The sequence below is a fragment of the Microbacterium meiriae genome, from assembly GCF_040686935.1.
Lineage (GTDB): Bacteria > Actinomycetota > Actinomycetes > Actinomycetales > Microbacteriaceae > Microbacterium > Microbacterium meiriae.
In genome coordinates, this window is sequence record NZ_JBFBMF010000002.1 from 372,237 (window position 1) to 391,825 (window position 19,589).

Annotated in this window: 21 protein-coding genes and 4 tRNA genes; 18 read left to right on the plus strand and 7 right to left on the minus strand. The window is 68.0% G+C overall.

Features of this window, described 5'->3' with window-relative positions; translation table 11 throughout:
• Window positions 1-72: 72 nt before the first annotated feature.
• Window positions 73-1,266 carry a ribonuclease D gene (locus tag AB0P08_RS07140; RefSeq protein WP_363589026.1) on the minus strand — a complete coding sequence of 398 codons (1,194 nt, stop codon included), beginning with the start codon at window positions 1,264-1,266 and terminating at the stop codon, window positions 73-75.
• Window positions 1,259-1,840: a DUF3000 domain-containing protein gene (locus AB0P08_RS07145; RefSeq protein ID WP_060922075.1), complete on the minus strand. Its 582-nt coding sequence runs from the start codon at window positions 1,838-1,840 to the stop codon at window positions 1,259-1,261. Before AB0P08_RS07145 ends, AB0P08_RS07140 begins: the two co-directional genes overlap by 8 nt.
• Window positions 1,841-1,865: 25 nt before the next feature.
• Between AB0P08_RS07145 and AB0P08_RS07150 the strand changes: the two genes are divergently transcribed.
• Window positions 1,866-3,023 carry an alpha/beta hydrolase family protein gene (locus tag AB0P08_RS07150; protein WP_363589028.1) on the plus strand — a complete coding sequence of 386 codons (1,158 nt, stop codon included), beginning with the start codon at window positions 1,866-1,868 and terminating at the stop codon, window positions 3,021-3,023.
• On the opposite strand, the gene AB0P08_RS07155 is transcribed toward AB0P08_RS07150, so the two are convergent.
• Window positions 3,007-3,438 carry a SufE family protein gene (locus AB0P08_RS07155; protein WP_187661550.1) on the minus strand — a complete coding sequence of 144 codons (432 nt, stop codon included), beginning with the start codon at window positions 3,436-3,438 and terminating at the stop codon, window positions 3,007-3,009. The two genes, AB0P08_RS07150 and AB0P08_RS07155, sit on opposite strands and share 17 nt — an antisense overlap.
• Before the next feature lie 18 nt (window positions 3,439-3,456).
• Window positions 3,457-4,350, minus strand: coding sequence for a sulfurtransferase (locus tag AB0P08_RS07160; protein WP_363589030.1), 894 nt, complete (start codon window positions 4,348-4,350; stop codon window positions 3,457-3,459).
• A 144-nt stretch (window positions 4,351-4,494) separates the two neighbouring features.
• On the opposite strand from AB0P08_RS07160, the gene zapE reads away from it, so the two are divergent.
• The 4 genes from zapE to AB0P08_RS07180 all read left to right on the plus strand — a co-directional run bounded on the left by zapE (window position 4,495) and on the right by AB0P08_RS07180 (window position 7,994).
• Complete coding sequence (gene zapE / locus AB0P08_RS07165; RefSeq protein ID WP_259954890.1) at window positions 4,495-5,532, plus strand: cell division protein ZapE; 1,038 nt, start codon at window positions 4,495-4,497, stop codon at window positions 5,530-5,532.
• Between the two features lie 134 nt (window positions 5,533-5,666).
• Window positions 5,667-6,905, plus strand: coding sequence for an ammonium transporter (locus tag AB0P08_RS07170; RefSeq protein WP_025103552.1), 1,239 nt, complete (start codon window positions 5,667-5,669; stop codon window positions 6,903-6,905).
• 19 nt (window positions 6,906-6,924) lie between these two features.
• Window positions 6,925-7,524: a type II toxin-antitoxin system PemK/MazF family toxin gene (locus AB0P08_RS07175; RefSeq protein WP_363589032.1), complete on the plus strand. Its 600-nt coding sequence runs from the start codon at window positions 6,925-6,927 to the stop codon at window positions 7,522-7,524.
• An 83-nt stretch (window positions 7,525-7,607) separates the two neighbouring features.
• Window positions 7,608-7,994, plus strand: coding sequence for an SPW repeat domain-containing protein (locus AB0P08_RS07180; RefSeq protein ID WP_187661546.1), 387 nt, complete (start codon window positions 7,608-7,610; stop codon window positions 7,992-7,994).
• Window positions 7,995-8,054: 60 nt separating this feature from the next.
• Here AB0P08_RS07180 and AB0P08_RS07185 read toward each other — a convergent pair whose 3' ends face one another.
• Entirely contained in the window at window positions 8,055-8,228 is a 174-nt protein-coding gene (locus AB0P08_RS07185; protein WP_268776275.1) for a hypothetical protein, read from the minus strand.
• A 112-nt stretch (window positions 8,229-8,340) separates the two neighbouring features.
• Entirely contained in the window at window positions 8,341-8,766 is a 426-nt protein-coding gene (locus AB0P08_RS07190; protein ID WP_363589034.1) for a GIY-YIG nuclease family protein, read from the minus strand.
• 151 nt (window positions 8,767-8,917) lie between these two features.
• Between AB0P08_RS07190 and AB0P08_RS07195 the strand changes: the two genes are divergently transcribed.
• The 6 genes from AB0P08_RS07195 to AB0P08_RS07220 all read left to right on the plus strand — a co-directional run bounded on the left by AB0P08_RS07195 (window position 8,918) and on the right by AB0P08_RS07220 (window position 15,756).
• Window positions 8,918-10,219, plus strand: a complete 1,302-nt coding sequence (locus AB0P08_RS07195) for an ABC transporter substrate-binding protein (protein ID WP_363589036.1) — start codon at window positions 8,918-8,920, stop codon at window positions 10,217-10,219.
• A 1-nt stretch (window position 10,220) separates the two neighbouring features.
• Window positions 10,221-11,207: a carbohydrate ABC transporter permease gene (locus tag AB0P08_RS07200; protein WP_363589038.1), complete on the plus strand. Its 987-nt coding sequence runs from the start codon at window positions 10,221-10,223 to the stop codon at window positions 11,205-11,207.
• Complete coding sequence (locus tag AB0P08_RS07205) at window positions 11,204-12,118, plus strand: carbohydrate ABC transporter permease (protein WP_363589040.1); 915 nt, start codon at window positions 11,204-11,206, stop codon at window positions 12,116-12,118. The genes AB0P08_RS07200 and AB0P08_RS07205 overlap by 4 nt, the downstream gene beginning before the upstream one ends.
• A 2-nt stretch (window positions 12,119-12,120) precedes the next feature.
• The gene (locus AB0P08_RS07210; protein ID WP_363589042.1) at window positions 12,121-13,050 is read left to right on the plus strand and encodes a glycoside hydrolase family 43 protein; all 930 of its coding nucleotides are present in this window, start codon (window positions 12,121-12,123) and stop codon (window positions 13,048-13,050) included.
• 79 nt (window positions 13,051-13,129) lie between these two features.
• Window positions 13,130-14,095, plus strand: a complete 966-nt coding sequence (locus AB0P08_RS07215; protein WP_363589044.1) for a TIGR03885 family FMN-dependent LLM class oxidoreductase — start codon at window positions 13,130-13,132, stop codon at window positions 14,093-14,095.
• Window positions 14,092-15,756, plus strand: a complete 1,665-nt coding sequence (locus AB0P08_RS07220) for an alpha-amylase family protein (RefSeq protein ID WP_363589046.1) — start codon at window positions 14,092-14,094, stop codon at window positions 15,754-15,756. The genes AB0P08_RS07215 and AB0P08_RS07220 overlap by 4 nt, the downstream gene beginning before the upstream one ends.
• A gap of 53 nt (window positions 15,757-15,809) precedes the next feature.
• On the opposite strand, the gene AB0P08_RS07225 is transcribed toward AB0P08_RS07220, so the two are convergent.
• Window positions 15,810-15,882: transfer RNA gene (locus AB0P08_RS07225), tRNA-Val, on the minus strand.
• Between the two features lie 151 nt (window positions 15,883-16,033).
• Here AB0P08_RS07225 and AB0P08_RS07230 point away from each other — a divergent pair.
• The 7 genes from AB0P08_RS07230 (at window position 16,034) to AB0P08_RS07260 (ending at window position 19,549) form a co-directional block, all read left to right on the plus strand.
• Window positions 16,034-16,106: transfer RNA gene (locus tag AB0P08_RS07230), tRNA-Gly, on the plus strand.
• Between the two features lie 52 nt (window positions 16,107-16,158).
• A tRNA-Cys gene (locus AB0P08_RS07235) sits at window positions 16,159-16,229 on the plus strand.
• Window positions 16,230-16,256: 27 nt separating this feature from the next.
• Window positions 16,257-16,331, plus strand: a tRNA-Val gene (locus AB0P08_RS07240).
• Window positions 16,332-16,489: 158 nt separating this feature from the next.
• Window positions 16,490-17,362, plus strand: coding sequence for a hypothetical protein (locus AB0P08_RS07245; protein ID WP_363589048.1), 873 nt, complete (start codon window positions 16,490-16,492; stop codon window positions 17,360-17,362).
• 139 nt (window positions 17,363-17,501) lie between these two features.
• Window positions 17,502-18,158: a hypothetical protein gene (locus tag AB0P08_RS07250; RefSeq protein WP_363589050.1), complete on the plus strand. Its 657-nt coding sequence runs from the start codon at window positions 17,502-17,504 to the stop codon at window positions 18,156-18,158.
• A 581-nt stretch (window positions 18,159-18,739) separates the two neighbouring features.
• On the plus strand, window positions 18,740-18,982 hold the full coding sequence (locus AB0P08_RS07255; RefSeq protein ID WP_363589052.1) for a hypothetical protein: 243 nt from the start codon (window positions 18,740-18,742) through the stop codon (window positions 18,980-18,982).
• Between the two features lie 234 nt (window positions 18,983-19,216).
• A complete protein-coding gene (locus tag AB0P08_RS07260) occupies window positions 19,217-19,549 on the plus strand; it encodes a DUF7882 family protein (RefSeq protein WP_363589054.1) in 333 nt (110 codons plus the stop codon).
• The last annotated feature ends 40 nt before the right edge of the window (window positions 19,550-19,589 follow it).

Below are 19,589 nucleotides of genomic sequence, written 5' to 3' on the forward strand. Positions count from 1 at the left end.
CTGCCTCCAAGTTAGTGCGGTGGCCTCAGTCTATGAACGGCCGGAAACCGGGAGGAATCGGTTGGATCGAACCTACGAAGCGGTCGCGGACGTGGTGTCGGGCGATTGCGTCGCCTCTACAAAGGCGTCGGCGATCTTCTGTGCAGTCTGTTCAACCTGCCAGGGGCGTGCCCCGAGTGCGGAGAGGGCGGCGCCGATCTCTTCCGCGGTGGCGCCCGGGCCGTCCCACGCGACCCGGCGCAGGTACTCGGGCGTGAGGAGGTTCTCGGTGGGCATGCCCAGCTCCTCCGCGACCGCCTCGACGGCGGGACGGGCGGCCTTCAGGCGGGCGTCGGCCTCCGGGTTGCGGTCGCCCCAGGCGCGGGGCGGGGGGAGCGCATCGCTCGGCACGCGTTCGCGCGGCAGCGTGTCTGCGGCACGGCCGTCGACGATCGCCTGCCACCAGCGGTCGAGCTGGGTGCGGCTCGCGCGGCCCTGGAACTCCTTGACTCCCGCGAGGGCCTGCTTGGAGGCGGGGTTGGCGAGGACCGCGGCGACGAGGGAACGGTCGGGCACGAGGCGCCCGGGGGAGATGTCCTGCTGCTGCGCGTACATCTCGCGGGCCTCCCACAGGGCACGGGCGACGGCGAGGTTGCGGGCACCACGGACCTGGTGGAGTCCGCTCAGTCGCCGCCAGGGGTCTTCGCGCGGGGCCTTCGGGGCGCGCGCCAGGGTGGCGGCGAACTCCTGAGCGGCGAAGGCGGTCTTGCCCTGTTCCTCGAGCTCGGCGACGAGAGCGTCGCGGACGTCGACGAGATGCAGCACGTCGAGCGCGGCATAGTCAAGCCAGGAGTCGGGCAGCGGACGGGTCGACCAGTCGGCGGCCGAGTGCTCCTTCTTCAGGGTGATGCCGAGCGTGTCCTCGACGACGGCGGCCAGACCCACCCGGTCATGACCGAGCAGGCGGGAGGCGAGCTCGGTGTCGAAGATCTCCTTCGGCTCCAGGTGCAGCTCGCGCAGAGAGGGCAGATCCTGGCTGGCGGCATGGAGCACCCACTCGACGTCGCCGATGGCCTCCTGCAGCGGGGCGAAGTCGCCGATCGCGGGCGGGTCGAACAGGAACACCCCGGCCTCGCGCCGGAAGACCTGCACCAGATAGGCCCGCTGCGAGTAGCGGAAGCCGGACGCCCGCTCGACATCGACGGCGACCGGGCCGGTGCCGGCGGCGAGCGCAGCACAGGCTGCACGGAACTCCTCGGTTTCGGAGATCACGGAGTATTCAGTCACGTACAGCCTTTCGCGCGCCGATCACGGCGATGCCCTCGGAACCCGGCGGAAGCCCCGCCAGCATTCCGACCAGCTCGGCCCATGCTTCGACGTGCGGTCGGAACGGGCCCTCCGGAGTCCAGGACGCCCGCAATTCTATCTGTGCGCCGTCTCCCTCGTCGGCGAGGCCGCCGAATCCCTTCGACAGCGTCTTCGTCGACGTGCCGGACGGCGAGTGGTAGATCGCGTCCCGGGAGTCCAGGGCGTCCACGAGCCACGACCACGTGACGTCGGCGAGCAGCGGATCCGTGCCGATCTCGGTCTCGAGCGGAGCCTGGGCGAAGATCACGATGCGCCAGGCGCCTCCCCAGGCGTCCGGCTCGTCCGGATCGTGCAGCAGGATGAACCGTCCGGTCCCGTATATGGAGTCGCCGTCCTCGCCCGGGCGGACGTCGGCGGAGAGCGCGATCGCGAAGGGCGCGAGGTTCTGCGGCGTGGGGATCTCGCGGACCGCGATGTCGTCGCGGAACGCGGTCGCGCGCAGTTCGGCGACGGCGGCGTCGAAGGGCGTCCCGGCCTCGGGGTGTGCGGTCACGGCAACAGGCTAGAGTCGGAAGGCGATGAAGAGTCTCAGGCACGCCGTTGCGATCGTTGTCCCCGCGCTCCTCGCCCTGGGCGCGACCGTCGGGATCCTCGTGATCGCGGTGGCACGCCGGGTCGTGACCCCGTTGCGAAGCCGCGTCCAGGACACGGAGATCCTCGCGATCGACACCGGGGCGCAGACCATCGAACTCCGCCGCACCCTCGACACCGAGCTGCCGGGGCGATACGGCCTCTTCACCACGGGCACGTACGGCTACGTCAAACTCGGGGCGGTTCTCAGCGCGGACAGCACGACCGTGCGCCGCAAGCTCCTCACGAAGATCGAACCCGGTGCCAGGGTGGACCGCGGCGCGTCCTTCAGCGGCAGCTACTACATGTCGCCGAGTGAGCTGCACCTGCGATGGGAGAACGTGCTCATCGGCTCGCCGGCCGGGCCGTGCCCCGCGTGGTTCTTCCCGGGGGATTCCTCGACCTGGGTCATCCAGGTGCACGGTCGCGGCACGACCCGCGCCGAGTGCCTCCGTGCCGTGCCGGTGATGCACGCGGCGGGGCTGCCCACGCTCGTCGTGTCGTACCGCAACGACGGCGAGGCGCCGCGGACCAAGGCGGGCGCCTATGCGCTCGGCGCATCCGAGTGGCGCGATGTCGACGCCGGGATCGCCTATGCGCTGCGTCACGGCGCCGAGCGGATCGTGCTGATGGGCTGGTCCATGGGCGGGGCGGTGTCCTTGCAGGCTGCGGTCAACTCCGGCCATCGGGATCGCATCGCTGGCATCATCCTGGAGTCGCCGGTCGTCGACTGGCGCACGGTCCTCCGTTTCCAGGCTCAGGTCGCCCGGGTGCGCGCACCGCTGCCCGCGCTGGCGATGGGAGCGCTGCAGCTGCCGCTCACGGCGAAGCTCAGCGGCGCGGACGAACCCATCCTGTTCGACCGTCTGGACATGGTCGCGCGTGCCGACGAGCTGCAGTGCCCGATCCTCATCCTGCACAGCGACGACGACGGCTTCGTCCCGGCGGACGCCTCGCACGCACTGCAGGAGGCGCGGGCGGACCTGGTCACCATGCCGCGCTTCACCGTCGCCCGGCACACCAAGCTCTGGAACTACGACGAGAAGGGCTGGACCACGGCCATCTCGGAATGGCTCGCGGCACAGGGGCTCAGCGCTTCTGCCTGACCTGGTTCTTGGCCCGCATCAGCATGCCGGTCATGCCGCCGATCCGCAGCGGTGACACGGCCTTGGTGAGCCCGATCGACTGCGGGTAGTCCTCGGGGATCGCCAGCACCTCGTCCGCCGTCAGCCCGGTGAGGCCCTGGACGAGGATGCTCGCGAAGCCCCGGGTCGTCGGCGCCTCCTCAGGGGCCGTGGCGTGCATGGTCACGACGTCGTCGTGGACTTCCACGTAGATGTAGACCGGCGACTGGCATTCCGCGACGCGCTCGCCCATCTCCGGATGCGCCGCGACCTCATCGGAAACGGCGGGCAGCTCGTCGGCGTACTCCAGGAGCAGCAGCAGGCGATCCGATTCCGGGGTCTCTAGGAATCCGTCGCGGATCTCGGCGAGGGTCTCGGGCAGGGCGGAGGCGTTCATCCCCGCCATTCTCCCACCTCAGACGGTGCCGGGCTCCGTGCCCGTGACGATCGGGACGCGCACCGCGCTGCCCCACTCCGTCCACGAGCCGTCGTAGTTGCGGACGTTCTCGAAGCCGAGGAGGTGCTTGAGCACGAACCACGTGTGGCTCGAGCGCTCCCCGATGCGGCAGTAGGCCACGACGTCGTCGCCGTCCTGCAGTCCGGCGCCGTCGAGGTAGATGGCATCGAGCTCGGCGCGGCTCTTGAAACCGCCGTCCTCGGCGACGGCCTTCGCCCACGGCACGCTCTGCGCGGTGGGGATGTGTCCGGCTCGCAGAGTCCCCTCCTCCGGGTAGGCGGGAGCGGTGGTCCGCTCTCCGCTGTACTCCTCCGGGGAACGGACGTCGATGAGCGGGTTGCCGAGGTGCGCGAGCACGTCTTCCTTGTACGCGCGGATGGCCGTGTCGTCCCGCTCCACCACCGGGTACTCCGTGGCGGGACGGTTCGTCGCCTCGCGGGTCAGCTCGCGGCCCTCCGCGATCCAGCGATCACGGCCGCCGTCGAGGAGGCGGACGTCCTCGTGACCGAAGAGCGAGAAGACCCACAGCGCGTACGCCGCCCACCAGTTGTTCTTGTCGCCGTAGATCACGACCGTGTCGTCGCGGGCGATGCCCTTGCGGCTCAGCAGCTCGGCGAAGCCCTCGCCGTCGACGTAGTCCCGCACGACCGGGTCGTTGAGCTCCGTGTGCCAGTCCACCTTCACCGCTCCGGGAATGTGGCCCGTCTCGTAGAGGAGCACGTCCTCGTCCGACTCGACGACCACGAGGCCGGGCTCTCCCAGGTGGGCGGCGAGCCACTCGGTCGTCACCAGGCGGCCGGGCTCGGCGTACTCGGCGAACTTGGGGGAGGAGGAGTCGAACTCGATGGCCATGGGGTCTCCGTAGCGGTGAGCGGGCGAGCGGGCGGTGCGGACGGCGTAGTGTGGATCCGTCCCTTCGACGATAGATCCTCCGCGCGCCCCCGGGACCCGATCCGTAAGACTTCGACACAGGCCCTTGCCTGATTCAGGACCGTGATGACCGACCCGACCACCCGCACCGGAACCGTCCACCTCACCGAGCGCACGCCGACGGTCAGCGGACCCGAGATGCTCGCGAGCCTGGTGCCGCCGCCGCAGTTCGACGACGCCACATTCGACAGCTACCGGGCGGATCCCGCCTACCCGTCGCAGGAGGAGGCGAAGCAGACGCTGCTGCGTTTCGCCGGACGCGGTGCTCCCGTCAAGCGGGGCGGTCTGTTCAGTCGGGCGAAGAAGGAGCCGGAACTGAAGCCCGGGGTCTACCTCGACGGCGGCTTCGGCGTGGGCAAGACGCACCTGCTCGCGTCGATCTACCACGCGATGCCCGCCCGGCGGAAGTACTTCGGCTCGTTCATCGAGTACACCGCTCTGGTGGGGGCACTCGGCTACAAGAACACCGTGGACCTCCTCAAGGGCGCCGATCTGCTCTGCATCGACGAGTTCGAGCTCGACGATCCGGGCGACACGATGGTCATGACGCGCCTTCTGGGTGAGCTCGTTCCCACCGGCACCCGGCTCGCGGCCACCTCGAACACGCCGCCGAACGCGCTCGGCGAGGGGCGCTTCGCCGCGCAGGACTTCCTCCGCGAGATCCACGCGATGTCGGACAGCTTCCAGACGCTGCGCATCGACGGCGTCGACTTCCGGCAGCGGGCGATCGACGGTCACGCCGTGGCGCTGGAGGACGCGGCGTACGAGGCCGCGGTCGAGGCGGCCGCGGCGGACGGCGCTGTGTCGGACGATGCGTTCGACGACCTCATCCGGCATCTCGCCCAGGTGCACCCCTCGCGCTACATCAGGCTCATCGACGGGCTGCACCGCGTGGGGCTGCGCGGCGTGCGCCAGCTCACCGACCAGTCGGAGGCGTTGCGGTTCGTGGCCTTCGTCGACCGGGTCTACGACGCGCAGATCCCGATCCTCGCGACGGGTGTCGGGCTCGACGCCGTGTTCTCCGACGAGATGCTCGCCGGCGGCTACCGCAAGAAGTACCTGCGCGCCATCTCCCGGCTGAACGCGCTCACGCATTCTGCGTAAGCCTGCAGGCCTGCGTAACGCGATGTTCACACCCGGAGCCGTGCTGTAACAGCGGAGAAACAAACCTCACGCATGGGCGAAATCGCCCGTGGTCACACTGAAGCTCTCAATTACTTCGGATGTGAGGTTTTCCTATGGATGCTCCCGGCAACATCTCGTGGGCGATCACCGCGACGGCACTGGTGCTGCTCATGACGCCCGGCGTCGCCTTCTTCTACGGCGGTCTCGTCAAGGCGAAGAGCGTCGTCAGCATGATGATGATGAGCTTCGGCTCGATCGGACTCGTCGCCGTGCTGTGGATTCTCTTCGGCTTCTCCATGAGCGCCGTCGACAGCCCCACGGCCTTCGCGGGCAACCCGTTCGCGGACATCGGGCTGTCCAGCCTCGCCTCGGGTGAGGGCTCGAACGTCGCCCTGCTCAGCGTCGCGTACGGCGCCACCTTCGCGATCATCACCGTCGCCCTGATCTCCGGGGCGATCGCCGATCGGGCGAAGTTCGGCAGCTGGCTGATCTTCGCCGGCGTCTTCGCCACGGTCGGCTACTTCCCGGTCGCGGCCTGGGTCTGGGGCGGCGGTTGGATCATGAACCTCGGCACGACCCTGTTCGGCGAGGACAGCGGCATCGGCGTGATCGACTATGCGGGCGGCACGGCGGTGCACATCAACGCGGGTGCCGCGGCGCTGGCCCTCGCCCTCGTGCTCGGCAAGCGCATCGGCTTCCAGAAGGGCATCCTCAAGCCGCACAACGTGCCGCTGACGCTGCTCGGCGCCGCGCTGCTGTGGTTCGGCTGGTTCGGCTTCAACGCCGGTGCGGAGTGGCTCGCCGAGGACATGGGCGGCGTCGGCCTCATCGGCCTGAACACGCTCGGTGCGACCGCGGCCGCGATCCTCGGCTGGATCCTCATCGAGCGCATCAAGGACGGCAAGCCCACGTCCGTCGGCGCCGCCTCCGGCGCGGTGGCGGGTCTCGTGGCGATCACCCCTGCGTGCGCCAACCTCACCCCCGGATGGTCCCTCCTGCTCGGCGCGGTGGCCGGCATCGTCTGCGCCCTCGCGGTGGAGCTGAAGTTCCGCCTCGGCTTCGACGACTCGCTCGACGTGGTCGGCATCCACCTCGTCGGCGGACTCATCGGCACCGTGTACCTCGGCTTCTTCGCCACCGGCACCGGCCTCTTCGTCGGTGGCGACGCCCGTCAGCTCGCCGTGCAGGTGATCGCCGCCGCGGGCGTGCTGATCTACTCCTTCGTGGTCGCGTGGGTCATCGGCTTCGTGATCCAGAAGACGATCGGGTTCCGCATCACGAACGAGGACGAGATCGCCGGTGTCGACCAGGTCGTGCACGGCGAGGAGGGCTACGCTCTCGCGAACGCGTGACGACGGTTAGGGTGACCGTGTGGGCACGACCAGCAACGGCATCCTGAAGGCACTCGCGGACCTGCTGCGCCGAGCAGTGGGCTCCCCCCGGGCGCCGCGGACCTCTCCCGGTCCGCGGCGCCCGGACGCGCGTCTGCGGATCGCCGAGGAGCGCGAGCGGCGATCCGCGAAGACGCCGGACGCCGGAGTCGAGCCGGGGCAGGTCCGCGGTACCGAGACCGTGCGGCTCGACCCCGGGCGTATGCCGGCCGTCCGCGTGGCCTACGCGCCGCACCGGGACGGCGCTCCCGACGCCGGCGAGGTCGTCTGGACCTGGGTGCCGTACGAGGAGAACGACGGCCGAGGCAAGGACCGGCCGGTGCTGGTGATCGGGCGGCAGTCCTCCGAGCGGGTCTACGCGGTACGGATGACCAGCAGGCCCCACGACGGCGAGCGCGACTACCTCTCGATCGGGAGCGGCGAGTGGGACGGGCAGAGCCGCGAATCGTGGGTGGACATCGAACAGCTCTACAGCGTCCATGAGCGTGGTCTGCGCCGTGAGGCGGCGGCCCTGGATCGTGGCCGGTACGCACGGGTCGCGGCAGCGCTCCAGCGGCGGTACGGATGGGCGCAGAGCTGACCCGGCAGCCGCACTCCCATCCGATGGACGCAGGGCTCCGAACCTTCTGATGAGTCGCCGCCGGCGGCACCCAAGGAGGAATCATGCGTTTCATCCCGACCAAGGTCCACGGAATTCTCGACTACGTCGTCGGGATCGCTCTGATCGCCGCGCCCTGGCTGTTCGGCTTCGCCGGTATGGGCGGAGCCCCGGTCGTCATCCCGATCGTGCTCGGCGTGGGCCTCATCGTCTACAGCCTCTTCACGAAGTACGAGTGGGGTCCGTTCGGTCTGATCCCCATGCCCGTGCACCTCGTCTTCGACATCGTCGCCAGCCTCTTCCTCGCGCTGTCGCCGTGGCTGTTCGGGTTCGCAGGCGAGGCACTGAACGTCTGGCTGCCGCACGTCGTGGTGGGTGCTGCCGTCATCGTCGTCGTGCTGTTCTCGCAGCCGCAGCCGCAGAGCACTCGCGGACGGGCTGCGACCGCCTGATCCGCACACGACGAGGGGCGACCGGATATCGATCCGGTCGCCCCTCGTCGTCCGCGCGGACTAGGCCTCGTCGTCGGACTCGGCCTGATGCTCCTGCTGCTGCTCGGTGTCGACCTGTGCGGGAGGCAGGTCCTGCAGGAACTGGCGGTCGCTGTTCGGGTCGCCGCTCCCGTCTCCGGCGAGCGGATCCTGCGCGCTGACGTCGTCGGCGGGGATGTTCTCTCGTCCGTTCATGTCCGGTCCTCTCACGCGGGGCGCCGGGTGCGCCCGTTCACAGGTGAGTCTGCCTCCTGCCGGCGCAGCGGGGGATCCCCTGGTGCGATCCTGTGCGCAGTGATAGGCGCGTTCACCCTCGGAGCGCGGCGCTGAGCCAGCGCGCGTATTGATGCCAGGGGTCGCCGTGCCGCTGCAGCGCCGCGATGTGGGCGCGGATCTCCGGTGTCAGGGTGAACCACTCACCGCCTTCGCGAGCGGAGGCGAACTGCCGATGCCGCTGCTGTTCGCGCACCCGATCGCCGTGCTCGAAGGCGAGGAGCTCGTCGTGACGGATGCTCGCGAGACGGCGCCGCGGCTGTCTGCTCGTGCCGATCTTCACGCGGTTGTCGTAGCGGAGGTAGTACACGACGTCGATCCGCGGGAACGGCAGATCGGGGTCGGGGGAGTCCCCGTAGCGCCAGCCGCAGAGCGCGCAGTGCCAGGCGCCCGCCGTCCGGACGGCAGGGAGGCCCCCGCACAGTGCGCAGGGGCCGGGCAGGAGAGCGGTGGGGGCCACGTGGTGAAGGTACCGCGACCCGGGGACATCGGACGCGAACCTCCTCTCCGGGCGAAAAGCAACCCCCTCGACCGAAGATTCCCGGAGCGGGACGCTGACGCCGGGCGCGGGGTCGTTCTCCCCGGCTTTCGGCATCGAGGAGGATGACCGCATGATGGTTCGACGCCGGCTTCGCCTGTTCGCGACCACTGCCGTACTGGGCGCGACCGTCGTCGTGGCGGGCTGCGGCGCACCGCAGGCTCCCGCCTCCGATCTGAGGGACTTCACGGGCGGGTACGACGGTCCGCCCGTGACCCTCGACTTCTGGAATGGGTTCACCGGAGGTGACGGCCCCTACATCCGGCAGATGATCGAGGACTTCGAGAAGGAGAATCCCGACATCGACATCCGGGCGACGACACAGGAGTGGGGCGATCTGTATCAGAAGCTCCCCGCCGCATCGTTCGCCGGAGCCGGGCCGGATGTCGCCGTGATCCACGTCGAGCAGATCGGCACGATGGTGGTCCGCAACGTCATCGAGCCACTCGACGACCTCGCCTCGGCCTTGGATCTCGACGCCGAGGACTTCAGCGAGCAGGTGTGGAAGGCGGGAGAGTACGACGGCGCCCGCTACGGGATCCCTCTGGACGTGCATTCCCTGGCCATGTACTACAACACCGAGCACTTCGAGAAGGCGGGGATCACAGAGCCGCCGACCGACGCCGCATCGTTCCAGGACGCCCTCGAGCGCCTCCAGGACGCGGGTTACGAGACGCCGTTCTGGATGCCGTCCCTCTGGCCCGCCCATCTCATCGACCTCAGCCTCCTCTGGCAGGCAGGGGGTGAGCCGTACTCCGAGGACGGCGGCGAGGCGACCTGGAACTCCGAGGAGGGCGTCGCCGGTCTCGAGTGGATGCGATCGATGGTCGACGACGGGTACAGCCCCGATTCGGTGGCCATCGACGCGCAGTACGTCGCGTTCAAGAACGGGGAGACGTCGATCACCTGGGACGGCATCTGGCAGATCAACGACCTCAAGGACTCCGGACTGCCGTTCGCCGCGGCGCCGCTGCCCGCGGTCGCGGGAGAACCGGCGGTATGGGCGAACTCGCATCAGTTCGTCCTCGGTCGCCATGCCCTCACCGATGCGGACAAGAACGACGCGGCCAAGGTCTTCATCGCATGGATGAGTGAGAACTCGGCCGAGTGGGCGGGCGCCGGGATGATCCCCGCTCGCGCCTCCGTTCGCGCGGAGACGATGCCGGGCAGCGTGCAGGAGCCGATAGCGGAAGAGATAGACACCTTGCGGTTCCTCCCGTCCATTCCCGGCGTCGGGGCGATCCAGGCCGACACGCTGGAGATCGCGGTGGCGAGCGCCATGCTGGGCAACGCGCCTCCCGGCGAGGTGCTGGACACCGAAGCGGCTCGAGCGGACGCCCAGCTGCAGGCCAACCTCGAACGGTTCGGAGAGTGACATGAGTGCAGCCACCGAGACCGTCGCCCGACCGGAGCACGGCACTGCGGTCGTCCGTCGCAGCCGGGGCAGTTCCCCGACGCGAGCCCGGCCATACACGCCGTGGCTGTTCCTGCTGCCGTACCTGACGCTCTTCGCGGTCTTCGTCGTGCTTCCCGCGGTGCTCGGGATCTGGATCAGCCTGCACGAATGGGACTACACGCTCGAGGAACAGCCGTTCGTCGGCGGTGAGAACTACACGGATCTGTTCGCCGCGGGTTCGGCGACCTCGGACGTCTTCTGGGCCTCCATGCGTGCGACGGGCATCTTCACGCTGTTCAGCGTCCCCCTCCTGCTCGTCCTGCCGCTGCTGGTCGCCCTGTTGATGAACCGCCGGTTCCCCGGCCGCAACTTCTTCCGTGCCGTGTATTTCGCCCCCTACGTGCTCGGCGTCGCGGTGGTCGGCCTCCTGTGGCGCTATCTGCTGGACAGCAACGTCGGGCTGGTGAACTTCACTCTCGGGGTGTTCGGTCTGCCGAGCGACATCCCGTGGACGACCGCCGTGCCGGCGGCATGGGTGGCGTTGGTCGGAGTGACCGTGTGGTGGACGCTCGGCTTCAACGCCGTCATCTATCTCGCCGCGCTCCAGGACATCCCCGCTGAGCTCTACGAGGCGGCGGCCGTCGACGGCGCCGGACCCTGGCAGAAGTTCCGGGCGGTCACGCTGCCCGGGCTGCGGCCGATCCTCACCTTCATCACGATCAACACGCTCATCGCGTCGGCGAACATGTTCGGGCAGTCGTACATCATCACCCAGGGCGCGCCAGGACGCGAGACGAGGACGGCGATCTACCAGATCGCGGAGACCGGGCTGCGGAACTACCAGATGGGGGACGCGGCGGCGATGAGCTATGTGCTCACCGTGATTCTCCTCCTGATCAGCGTCCTCGTCTTCTGGCTCTTCCGGGAGCGCGAGACCAGGGCCGAGAAGACCGGAGAGCGGCGATGACCGACACCACCGACACACGCGTCGTCCCCGAGGTCCGAGGCTCCGGGCACGGCGACCCGTCGCGGGAGGCCCGCCGACGGACGCCGCGTCAGCGGTGGGGGCGTGCCGCACAGTACGTGCTGCTGCTGCTCCTCGCGCTCATCTACATCAGTCCCGTGCTGTTCATGGTGTCGACGTCGTTCAAGACCGGCGCCGACGCCGCGGGAGTGCCTCCGACGTGGATCCCCGCGCCGTTCACGACCCAGGCGTACGACACCATCCTGACGGCCGAGGGCACGCCGGTTCTCCGGTGGTTCGCGAACAGCATGATCGCCGCCGCGCTGCATGCGGTGCTCGTGGTCGTGACCGCGTCCCTCGCCGCCTACCCGCTCGCCCGGATGCGTTTCCGCGGACGCGGGACGGTCTTCGGGATCGTGGTGGCGACGATCCTGATCCCTCCGGTGATCCTCGTGATCCCCAACTACCTCATCGTCTCCGGCCTCGGTTGGCTGAACACGCTCGTCGCGATCATCGTGCCGACGGCAGCATCGGCGTTCGGCGTCTTCTTCCTCCGGCAGTTCTTCCTCACGCTGCCGGTGGAGCTGGAGGAGGCGGCGTTGCTCGACGGCGCGAACCGTTGGGACATCTTCCTCCGGGTGATCCTCCCGCTCTCGCGGCCGGCGCTCGCGACGCTGGCGTTGCTGGCATTCCTCACCAACTGGAACGATTTCCTGTGGCCGGTGTATGTGCTGTTCACCGCGGACGTGCAGACCCTGCCGGCGGGCCTCGCGACGCTGCAGTCCGCGAACGCCGTGCGCTACGACCTGCTCATGGCGGGCGCGGTCATCGCGAGCGTGCCGGTCCTGGCACTGTTCGTCTTCCTGCAGCGGTTCATCATCGAAGGCGTCTCGCGCTCCGGGCTGAAGGGCTGACCGTGGCATCCGGAGAACCCGGGCCGGTCTGGGCGGAGTACTTCGCCGACCCCTTCGTCCACCGGCGCGCAGACGGGCGGTACGTGGCCGTCGGGACGGAGGAGGAGGCGCCGGAGGGTGGCAGGGTGTTCCCGATGCTCGAATCGGACGACCTGCGTCGATGGCGGGCGCGCGGGCGTGCGCTGGAGCGCGTCGATCCCGGGCTCGGGGAGGCCTACTGGGCGCCGGAGATCATCGAGGCCGACGGTGAGTGGTGGATGTACTACTCCGTCGGCCGGGACATCCACGGTCATCACCTTCGCGTGGCGCGCAGCCCCGCCGCGTTCGGCCCTTACATCGACACCGGCACCGTACTGACACCGGAGGAACGGTTCGCCATCGACGCCCACCCGTTCCAGGATGCCGACGGGACGCGGTACCTGTACTTCGCCAGGGACGTCCTCGACGCCGAGCGTCCGGGCACGCACCTGGCCGTCGCCGAGATGGATGGGATGCAGCGGTTCGCCGCGCCGCCGGTCCGGGTGCTCGCGCCGTGGTCGGATGCGCAGATCTACGAGCGTAATCGGTCGATGTACGGCCGTTCCTGGGATTGGCACACGCTGGAGGGGCCCTCGGTCGTTCGTCGCCACGGCCGGTACTGGATGACCTTCTCGGCGGGCGCCTGGACGGGGCCGGGGTACGCGGTGACATGGGCGGTGGCAGATCATCCGCTGGGACCCTGGGAACCCGCTCCGGACACGACCCCTCCACTCCTGGCAAGCGACGGGGTGCTGGTCGGGCCCGGTCACAACTCGCTGACGACAGCGCCGGACGGCGGTGATGTGATCGTCTTCCACTCGTGGGACGCGGCCCGCGCGCGGCGGTCGATGCATGTGCGTCGGATCGATTTCACCCCGACGGGACCGCGTCTCGGCGGTGCGATGGGGGAGTAGCGCTGACGCCGGCCCTGGCAGCACCCGGCGCTCCTGTCAACCACTGCCGCCGGACGTCGTCCCTTGCCAGACTCGGCCTATGGTCTTCATCGGATTCCACGCCTCCCATGAGCAGATCCCACCCAGCGCGCTGCTGGACGCGGTCGTCAGCGCGGAGTGGGCCGGCTTCGACGGGGCGATGTGCTCCGACCACCTGGCCCCGTGGCTCCCCGATCAGGGGGAGTCGGGATTCGCGTTCAGCTGGATCGCCGCGGCGCTGGCCCGCACGAGATTCCCCATCGGCATGGTCAACGCGCCAGGACAGCGGTACCACCCCGCGATCGTCGCGCAGGCCTTCGGAACGCTGGAGGAGATGTTCCCCGGACGGTTCTGGGCCGCGCTCGGCAGCGGCGAGGCGATGAACGAGCACGTGACCGGCGACGTCTGGCCGGCCAAGGACGTCCGCAACGCGCGGCTGCACGAGAGCGTGGATGTGATCCGACGGCTGCTCGCCGGCGAGGAGGTCGATCACGACGGTCTCGTGCGCGTGCACCGCGCCCGCGTCTGGACCCGGCCGGCGCAGCCGCCGCCGCTCTTCGCCACCGCCGTCAGTCCGGAGACGGCGGAGTGGGCGGCCGGCTGGGCGGACGGCCTCGCGACCGTCGCCCAGGAGCCGTCCGCGCTGCGGAGGGTGGTGGAGGCCTACCGCTCGGCCGGGGGAGAAGGGCCGTGCATCCTGCAGACGCACGTGAGCTGGGGCGAGGACGACGCCGAGGCGTACGCGATCGCGAAGGAGCAGTGGCGGCAGGGCGTGATCACTCCGCCGCTCGCGTGGAACATCGAGCAGCCGGAGGATTTCGACGCCGCGGTGGGCGAGGTCGATGAAGCAAGGCTGCGCGCGGCCGTCCTCGTCGACCACGACGCCCGGTCGCTCGCGGGACGGTTGACGGAGCTCGTCGACATCGGCTTCGACCGGATCTACCTGCATCACGTCGGACGGGAGCAGACCCGGTTCCTGAAGTCGGCCGCCGCCGAGATCCTGCCCGCCCTGAGGGAGCGCACATGAAGATCACCGATACGAGCGACCTCTGGTGGAAGACGGCCGTCGTCTACTGCCTCGATGTGGAGACCTTCCTGGACTCGGACGGCGACGGTGTCGGCGACCTCCGCGGTCTCGCGCAGCGGATCGACTACCTGTCACAGCTCGGCGTGACGTGCCTGTGGCTCATGCCGTTCTATCCCTCGCCGGATCTTGACGACGGGTACGACGTCAGCGACTTCTACGGCGTGGACCCGCGTCTCGGCACCCACGGCGACCTCGTGGAGGTGATCCGCACGGCCCGTGACCGCGGCATCCGCGTGATCGTCGACCTCGTCGTCAATCACACCTCGGACCGTCATCCGTGGTTCCGCGCGGCGCTCCGCAGCGTCGACTCGCCCTATCGCGACTACTACGTGTGGCGCGACGACGCGCCTCCGAAGGGACAGAAGAACACGGTCTTCCCCGGGCAGGCCGACGGGATCTGGACGAAGGATGAGAAGTCCGGGCAGTGGTACCAGCACAGCTTCTACGAGCACCAACCCGACCTCAACATCGCCAACCCCGTGGTCCGGGACGAGATCGCGAAGGTCATCGGGTTCTGGCTGCAGCTCGGCGTCTCGGGCTTCCGGGTGGATGCCGTGCCGTTCCTCCTCGAGGTTCCGAAGACGGCGGACATCCCCGATCCGCACGAGCTGCTGCGCGACATGCGGCGTTTCCTGCAGCGTCGTTCCAGCGAGGCGATCCTGCTCGGCGAGGTCAATCTGCCGTACGAGGAGCAGCGCGCGTACTTCGGGGGCACCGACGGCGACGAGCTGACCATGCAGTTCGACTTCGTGGCGATGCAGTCGCTGTATCTGTCCCTCGCCCGTCGTGATCCCGCGCCGCTCGTCGCCGCACTCACCGCGCGCCCGGTCCTCGGACCGGAGGTGCAATGGGCGAACTTCCTCCGGAACCACGATGAGCTCACCCTCGACAAGCTGACCGACGCCGAGCGTCAGGAGGTCTTCGAGGCGTTCGCGCCGGACGAGCGGCAGCGCGTGTTCGGCCGCGGGATCACGCGGCGCCTGCCGCCGATGCTGGAAGGCGACCCGCGGAGGATCCGGATGGCGTACAGCCTGCTCTTCACGCTCCCCGGCACCCCCGTTCTCTTCTACGGCGAGGAGATCGGGATGGGCGAGAACATCGCCGTCGAGGGGCGGCAGGCCGTGCGTACGCCGATGCAGTGGTCGGCGGATCGCAACGGGGGCTTCTCCGACGCGCGCCCTTCCCGGCTGGTCGCGCCGCCGCCGACCGACGGGTATGCGCCCACGCACGTGAATGCCGCCGCCCAGCTCGAGGACCACGGCTCGCTGCTGCACTTCCTCCGCGAACTGACCGCGCTCTACCGGGTGTCGCCCGAGCTCGGGTGGGGGTCGTTCACCGTCATCGAGCAGCCGCAGGACGCCCTGCTGGTGCACTCCCTGGAGGCCGACGTCGGGCGCACGATCGCCGTGCACAACTTCGCGGAACGTCCGGCGACGACGCGGTTCCGCCTGGGGGAGGAGCCCGCGGGCACGAATTTGGTCGACCTCCTCGACGCGCGGCGTGTGCCCCTCGACGACGACGGAGAGGTGGAGTTGGAGCTTCCGGCCTACGGCTACCGGTGGCTGCGGGTCTCCCGCCCGGGAGACGGCAGGATCCTGTGACGGGCGGAAACGCCGAAGGCCCCGGATGACCGGGGCCTTCGGAGGGGATTCGGTGGGCGATACCGGACTCGAACCGATGACCTCTTCCGTGTGAAGGAAGCGCGCTACCAACTGCGCCAATCGCCCATACCCGTGGGGTACGTCAACCGATACTACCCGACCGTCAGGCGCTCCGATGACCAGTCCGGGAGACACGCGCGAGATTCGCTGCGGGTTTGGCGGAGCGCCGATCATCGGCTAATGTTTCATAAGTGCCCGGGACAACCGGGAACGAAATGCGGATGTAGCGCAGTTGGTAGCGCACAACCTTGCCAAGGTTGGGGTCGCGAGTTCGAGTCTCGTCATCCGCTCGAGTGCAGTAGATCTTCTCGAAGATCGGCGGCACGTGGGGTCAATCCACACGGTGGCGTGGCCGAGCGGCTAGGCACCGGCCTGCAAAGCCGTTTACACGGGTTCGAATCCCGTCGCCACCTCACGGGAAAACTGAATAGCCCCAACGGGCGCGATTGGCGCAGCGGTAGCGCGCTTCCCTGACACGGAAGAGGTCACTGGTTCGATCCCAGTATCGCGCACCACGAAACCCCCGGTTTTCCGGGGGTTTTTTGTTGCGCTGGGAGGCCCGGGCAACATCTGGGCAACATGATCCGGCAATAGTGCGGCCCGAAAACTTCTTGGTTACAACTGTGTCTCGACGGTGGAGACATACGATGCTCCGCCCAGACAGGGGCAGACCATGCAGAACAAAGCGCCGACCGTTGCTCACGGTCCGAGCGGAGAGACAGCCGAGTACGTGTTCGTGACGCCAGAGCTCGCGGTGAGCTGGCTCGCGCTGAACATCGACAACAACCGCAATGTTCGCAAGAGCCGCATCAACGGCTACGTGCGAGACATCCAGAGTGACCGATGGGTCATCACCGGGGAAGCGATCAAGTTCGACACCGCAGGGCGGCTGGTCGACGGCCAGAACCGGTGCCAGGCGATCGTCGCAGCGGGCAAGGGAGCATGGGTGCTCGTGGTCCGGGGACTCAGCGAGGATGCCCTCATCGTACTGGACTCAGGTTCGTCTCGGAACGCGGGGGACATGCTCGTCATCACTGGCCTTGCAGATCGGGCGGATGCTAAGGATGTCGGGGCGATCGCGCGTCTCTACGCGGCCTATCAGGCCGGCGACGTGAAGCACGCCGCTTCCAACCTGGGCGGCAGTTCGGGCATCACCAAATCGGAGCTCGCAGAGGCCGTGCTCGCGATCCCGGACATCGAATTCGCGGCCCGCCACGCGCGCGGTATGTACCGCTACCTCCGCTTGCCCGTCAGCGCTCTCGGGGTCGCGTTCCTCGAGTTCTCAAAGCTCGACGTCGACGACACGGCCGAGTTCTTCAACCGCATCCGTGACGGTATTCAGAACGGTCCCGGAGACCCCTTCCTCACACTTTCACGGCGAGTGTCAAATGATCTACAAGCCGGCGCATCGCGACGTATCGTTCCCGGGCAGGCGCTCTTCTACCTGTTCCGCACCTGGAATGCCTTCCGCGAAGGGGAGCAGCTCGTGAAGCTCCAGATCGGATCGCCTCAGGCCGGATTCACGCCCATCCCGGTGCCTCGATGAGGTGGCGAAAGCACGAACCCTGGCGGCGGGTAAGTTCCCTGAGCCTTGACTACAGAAGAGCCGGTAGGAACTCTATGTCCCGCAACATTTCACTCAACTCAGACTGTCGAGTGTCGGTGTCGTCTACTACGGTCTCTCTATGAGCGATTCATGGACCGAAGCCGATGACGCTGAACTGGCGCACTATGCGCTCCCTGAGGGGCATCCAGCGGCGGTAGTAGCTCAACTGGTCCGGCTCCTGAGGCAGACCCCTTTGCCTGTCTCCGAGCTGAACGACTTGATTCGAGTACCCGGGTCGTGGGGAGACTTCAGCGATGCGGCCGCCTTCGTCGCCGACCTCGCGATCGGGAGCCGGACTCGCCGGCATAAGGATGATCCGGGCGTGGTCTACGTAAGTCTGGTCGAAGACGAGGGCTCGAAGGTCTATGCTCAGGCCCTCCCTCCGAAGGCGTTGGTGACGCTCGTGTGGCACGAGGGCGCGTGGAGGCCGCTGCTGCTGGGGGCGCCCGCTTCGGGGCAGGTCGCAGCGCCCTACGTCTCCGGGGCGGGACCCATGTATGACACCGATGTCCTCTTCGAGTGGAGCGACGAAGTGAAGATCGTCATGGTGGGACCCGGGGGCACCTACCACCGAGCGATCGATAAGGTCGACCCAGCAGTCCCGCTGTATCGCGTTCTCGGTCCTTCCAGGCGCGAGGTCTATCACTATCAGGGCCGGCAACAGGACGGGATGCCCGTCTACGAATACGTGGGCACCGATGAACGGCAGATGCCAGACGTTGGGGGATCCCACTGAAGCGCCGCTGTCGCTGCTGTGGGATAGGCTCGACCAAGTCTCGGCCGGAGAAAGGATGATCCGGCATGCAGTCACGAGGCTTGTCTCCTGCGACGAAGCTCAGTATCGCTCTGGATGCGATCTGTTCACGCAATAGGTACACGACTGACCCGGCGCCCGTGTTGGAAGAGCTCAGGGCGACCGCGGGTGATCGTACAGATGTGCTCGCGGAGGCTGTGGGCACATGGGTTGGATACTTCGAGGGAAGGTATACAGCCACGCTCTGCACGGCCCTGAGGGCACTCCCCGACTTGGAACCGTGGATCGTTTTGGGGCAGCATCGCCGGTCACTCCCAGACCCGTCGACACCGGAACGTCTCGGACATGGCCAGGCTGCTGCGTTGCCGCTGTACATCACCACGGATAAGGCTGTTTTTGACGGCGACGGACGGTGAGCGCCTGGACGGCGAATTCAAGGAGTCGTTGCAACAGCACCGTCGAGGTGAGAGCCTAGCCTCGTATGTTCTAAGGGGGAAGTCAGGGGCGATTCGATGAGCACTTCGGGAGATCAGGCAGTTCTCGTGTCAAGAGCGCGAGGCTCCGTGAGTCGGCTGGTTGTTGCTGGCGTCGCCGTGGGGCTGTTGGTGTTCGCGGGTCTGGCGACAGCGTTGGGATTGCCGGACGTGACGATTCGCTACGTCAGCTTCGCGACAATGATCGCGGCTCTTTCATCTGGTGTTGTTGCTGTCCGGCGCGGTCCTGTCGGAGTGAGGGCCGTCAGCGCCATTGTCGCCGTGGTGGCGCTCATGCTGGGGTCCACTTTCTTTGGTCTGACGTATTCGTAGTTCTCTCAGTCTCAGGGAGCGACTAGCTGCGCGAGGCGTTTAGCTGGCGTGTCGCAGTCGAGCGTCTTGCGTGGACGGGTGTTGAGCTCGTGCCCGACGGGCTCGAGGGTTTCAAGGACAAAGGTGGGGTCCCTAACTGCGGGAGAGAGTGCCACGGTGGAGGTATGCGCCACCAAGCGGTTCGCTTGAGCGCGCTTCCGGCGCAAGTTCCTATGACCGAGAGAGGAGCCCACGATGGGCAAGTTCATCTATGACGGTGGACCCAAGACCGAGATTGAAGACCGCGCTCTGACACACATCCAACTCGTTATGACCGCGAAGCTCCGCCGCGGCGAGCCCTTCCCCTTCTCTTGGAAGGAAGATGCCAGTGTGGGCGGCGGCCGAACCACGGTGTGGGTGCACGCAGGTTCGTCTCTTGTGTTCAAGTACGCGGGCAGTCGCCAGCCTGCTATCAATCGCGCGTGGGTTGAAGCTCTCGCCTACACGGCCAACGCGCCCACTGGCTTGTACCTTGTGCCTGAACCCGCGGTCACTGGGCCGGTAGAGCACCTTCCTGGGGTTGTCTGAGACGTCCCTTCACTCGGGTGCTCTTTCGGGGTTACGGTTT

Excerpts from the sequence above, each read along its gene's own strand:
- AB0P08_RS07180 (WP_187661546.1), top strand. The coding sequence starts at position 7,608 with ATGCGTTTCATCCCGACCAAGGTCCACGGAATTCTCGACTACGTCGTC.
- AB0P08_RS07170 (WP_025103552.1), top strand. The coding sequence starts at position 5,667 with ATGGATGCTCCCGGCAACATCTCGTGGGCGATCACCGCGACGGCACTG.
- AB0P08_RS07250 (WP_363589050.1), top strand. The coding sequence starts at position 17,502 with ATGAGCGATTCATGGACCGAAGCCGATGACGCTGAACTGGCGCACTAT.
- zapE (WP_259954890.1), top strand. The coding sequence starts at position 4,495 with ATGACCGACCCGACCACCCGCACCGGAACCGTCCACCTCACCGAGCGC.
- AB0P08_RS07200 (WP_363589038.1), top strand. The coding sequence starts at position 10,221 with ATGAGTGCAGCCACCGAGACCGTCGCCCGACCGGAGCACGGCACTGCG.
- AB0P08_RS07155 (WP_187661550.1), bottom strand. The coding sequence starts at position 3,438 with ATGAACGCCTCCGCCCTGCCCGAGACCCTCGCCGAGATCCGCGACGGA.
- AB0P08_RS07215 (WP_363589044.1), top strand. The coding sequence starts at position 13,130 with ATGGTCTTCATCGGATTCCACGCCTCCCATGAGCAGATCCCACCCAGC.
- AB0P08_RS07185 (WP_268776275.1), bottom strand. The coding sequence starts at position 8,228 with ATGAACGGACGAGAGAACATCCCCGCCGACGACGTCAGCGCGCAGGAT.
- AB0P08_RS07245 (WP_363589048.1), top strand. The coding sequence starts at position 16,490 with ATGCAGAACAAAGCGCCGACCGTTGCTCACGGTCCGAGCGGAGAGACA.
- AB0P08_RS07160 (WP_363589030.1), bottom strand. The coding sequence starts at position 4,350 with ATGGCCATCGAGTTCGACTCCTCCTCCCCCAAGTTCGCCGAGTACGCC.
- AB0P08_RS07260 (WP_363589054.1), top strand. The coding sequence starts at position 19,217 with ATGGGCAAGTTCATCTATGACGGTGGACCCAAGACCGAGATTGAAGAC.
- AB0P08_RS07205 (WP_363589040.1), top strand. The coding sequence starts at position 11,204 with ATGACCGACACCACCGACACACGCGTCGTCCCCGAGGTCCGAGGCTCC.
- AB0P08_RS07150 (WP_363589028.1), top strand. The coding sequence starts at position 1,866 with ATGAAGAGTCTCAGGCACGCCGTTGCGATCGTTGTCCCCGCGCTCCTC.
- AB0P08_RS07220 (WP_363589046.1), top strand. The coding sequence starts at position 14,092 with ATGAAGATCACCGATACGAGCGACCTCTGGTGGAAGACGGCCGTCGTC.
- AB0P08_RS07195 (WP_363589036.1), top strand. The coding sequence starts at position 8,918 with ATGATGGTTCGACGCCGGCTTCGCCTGTTCGCGACCACTGCCGTACTG.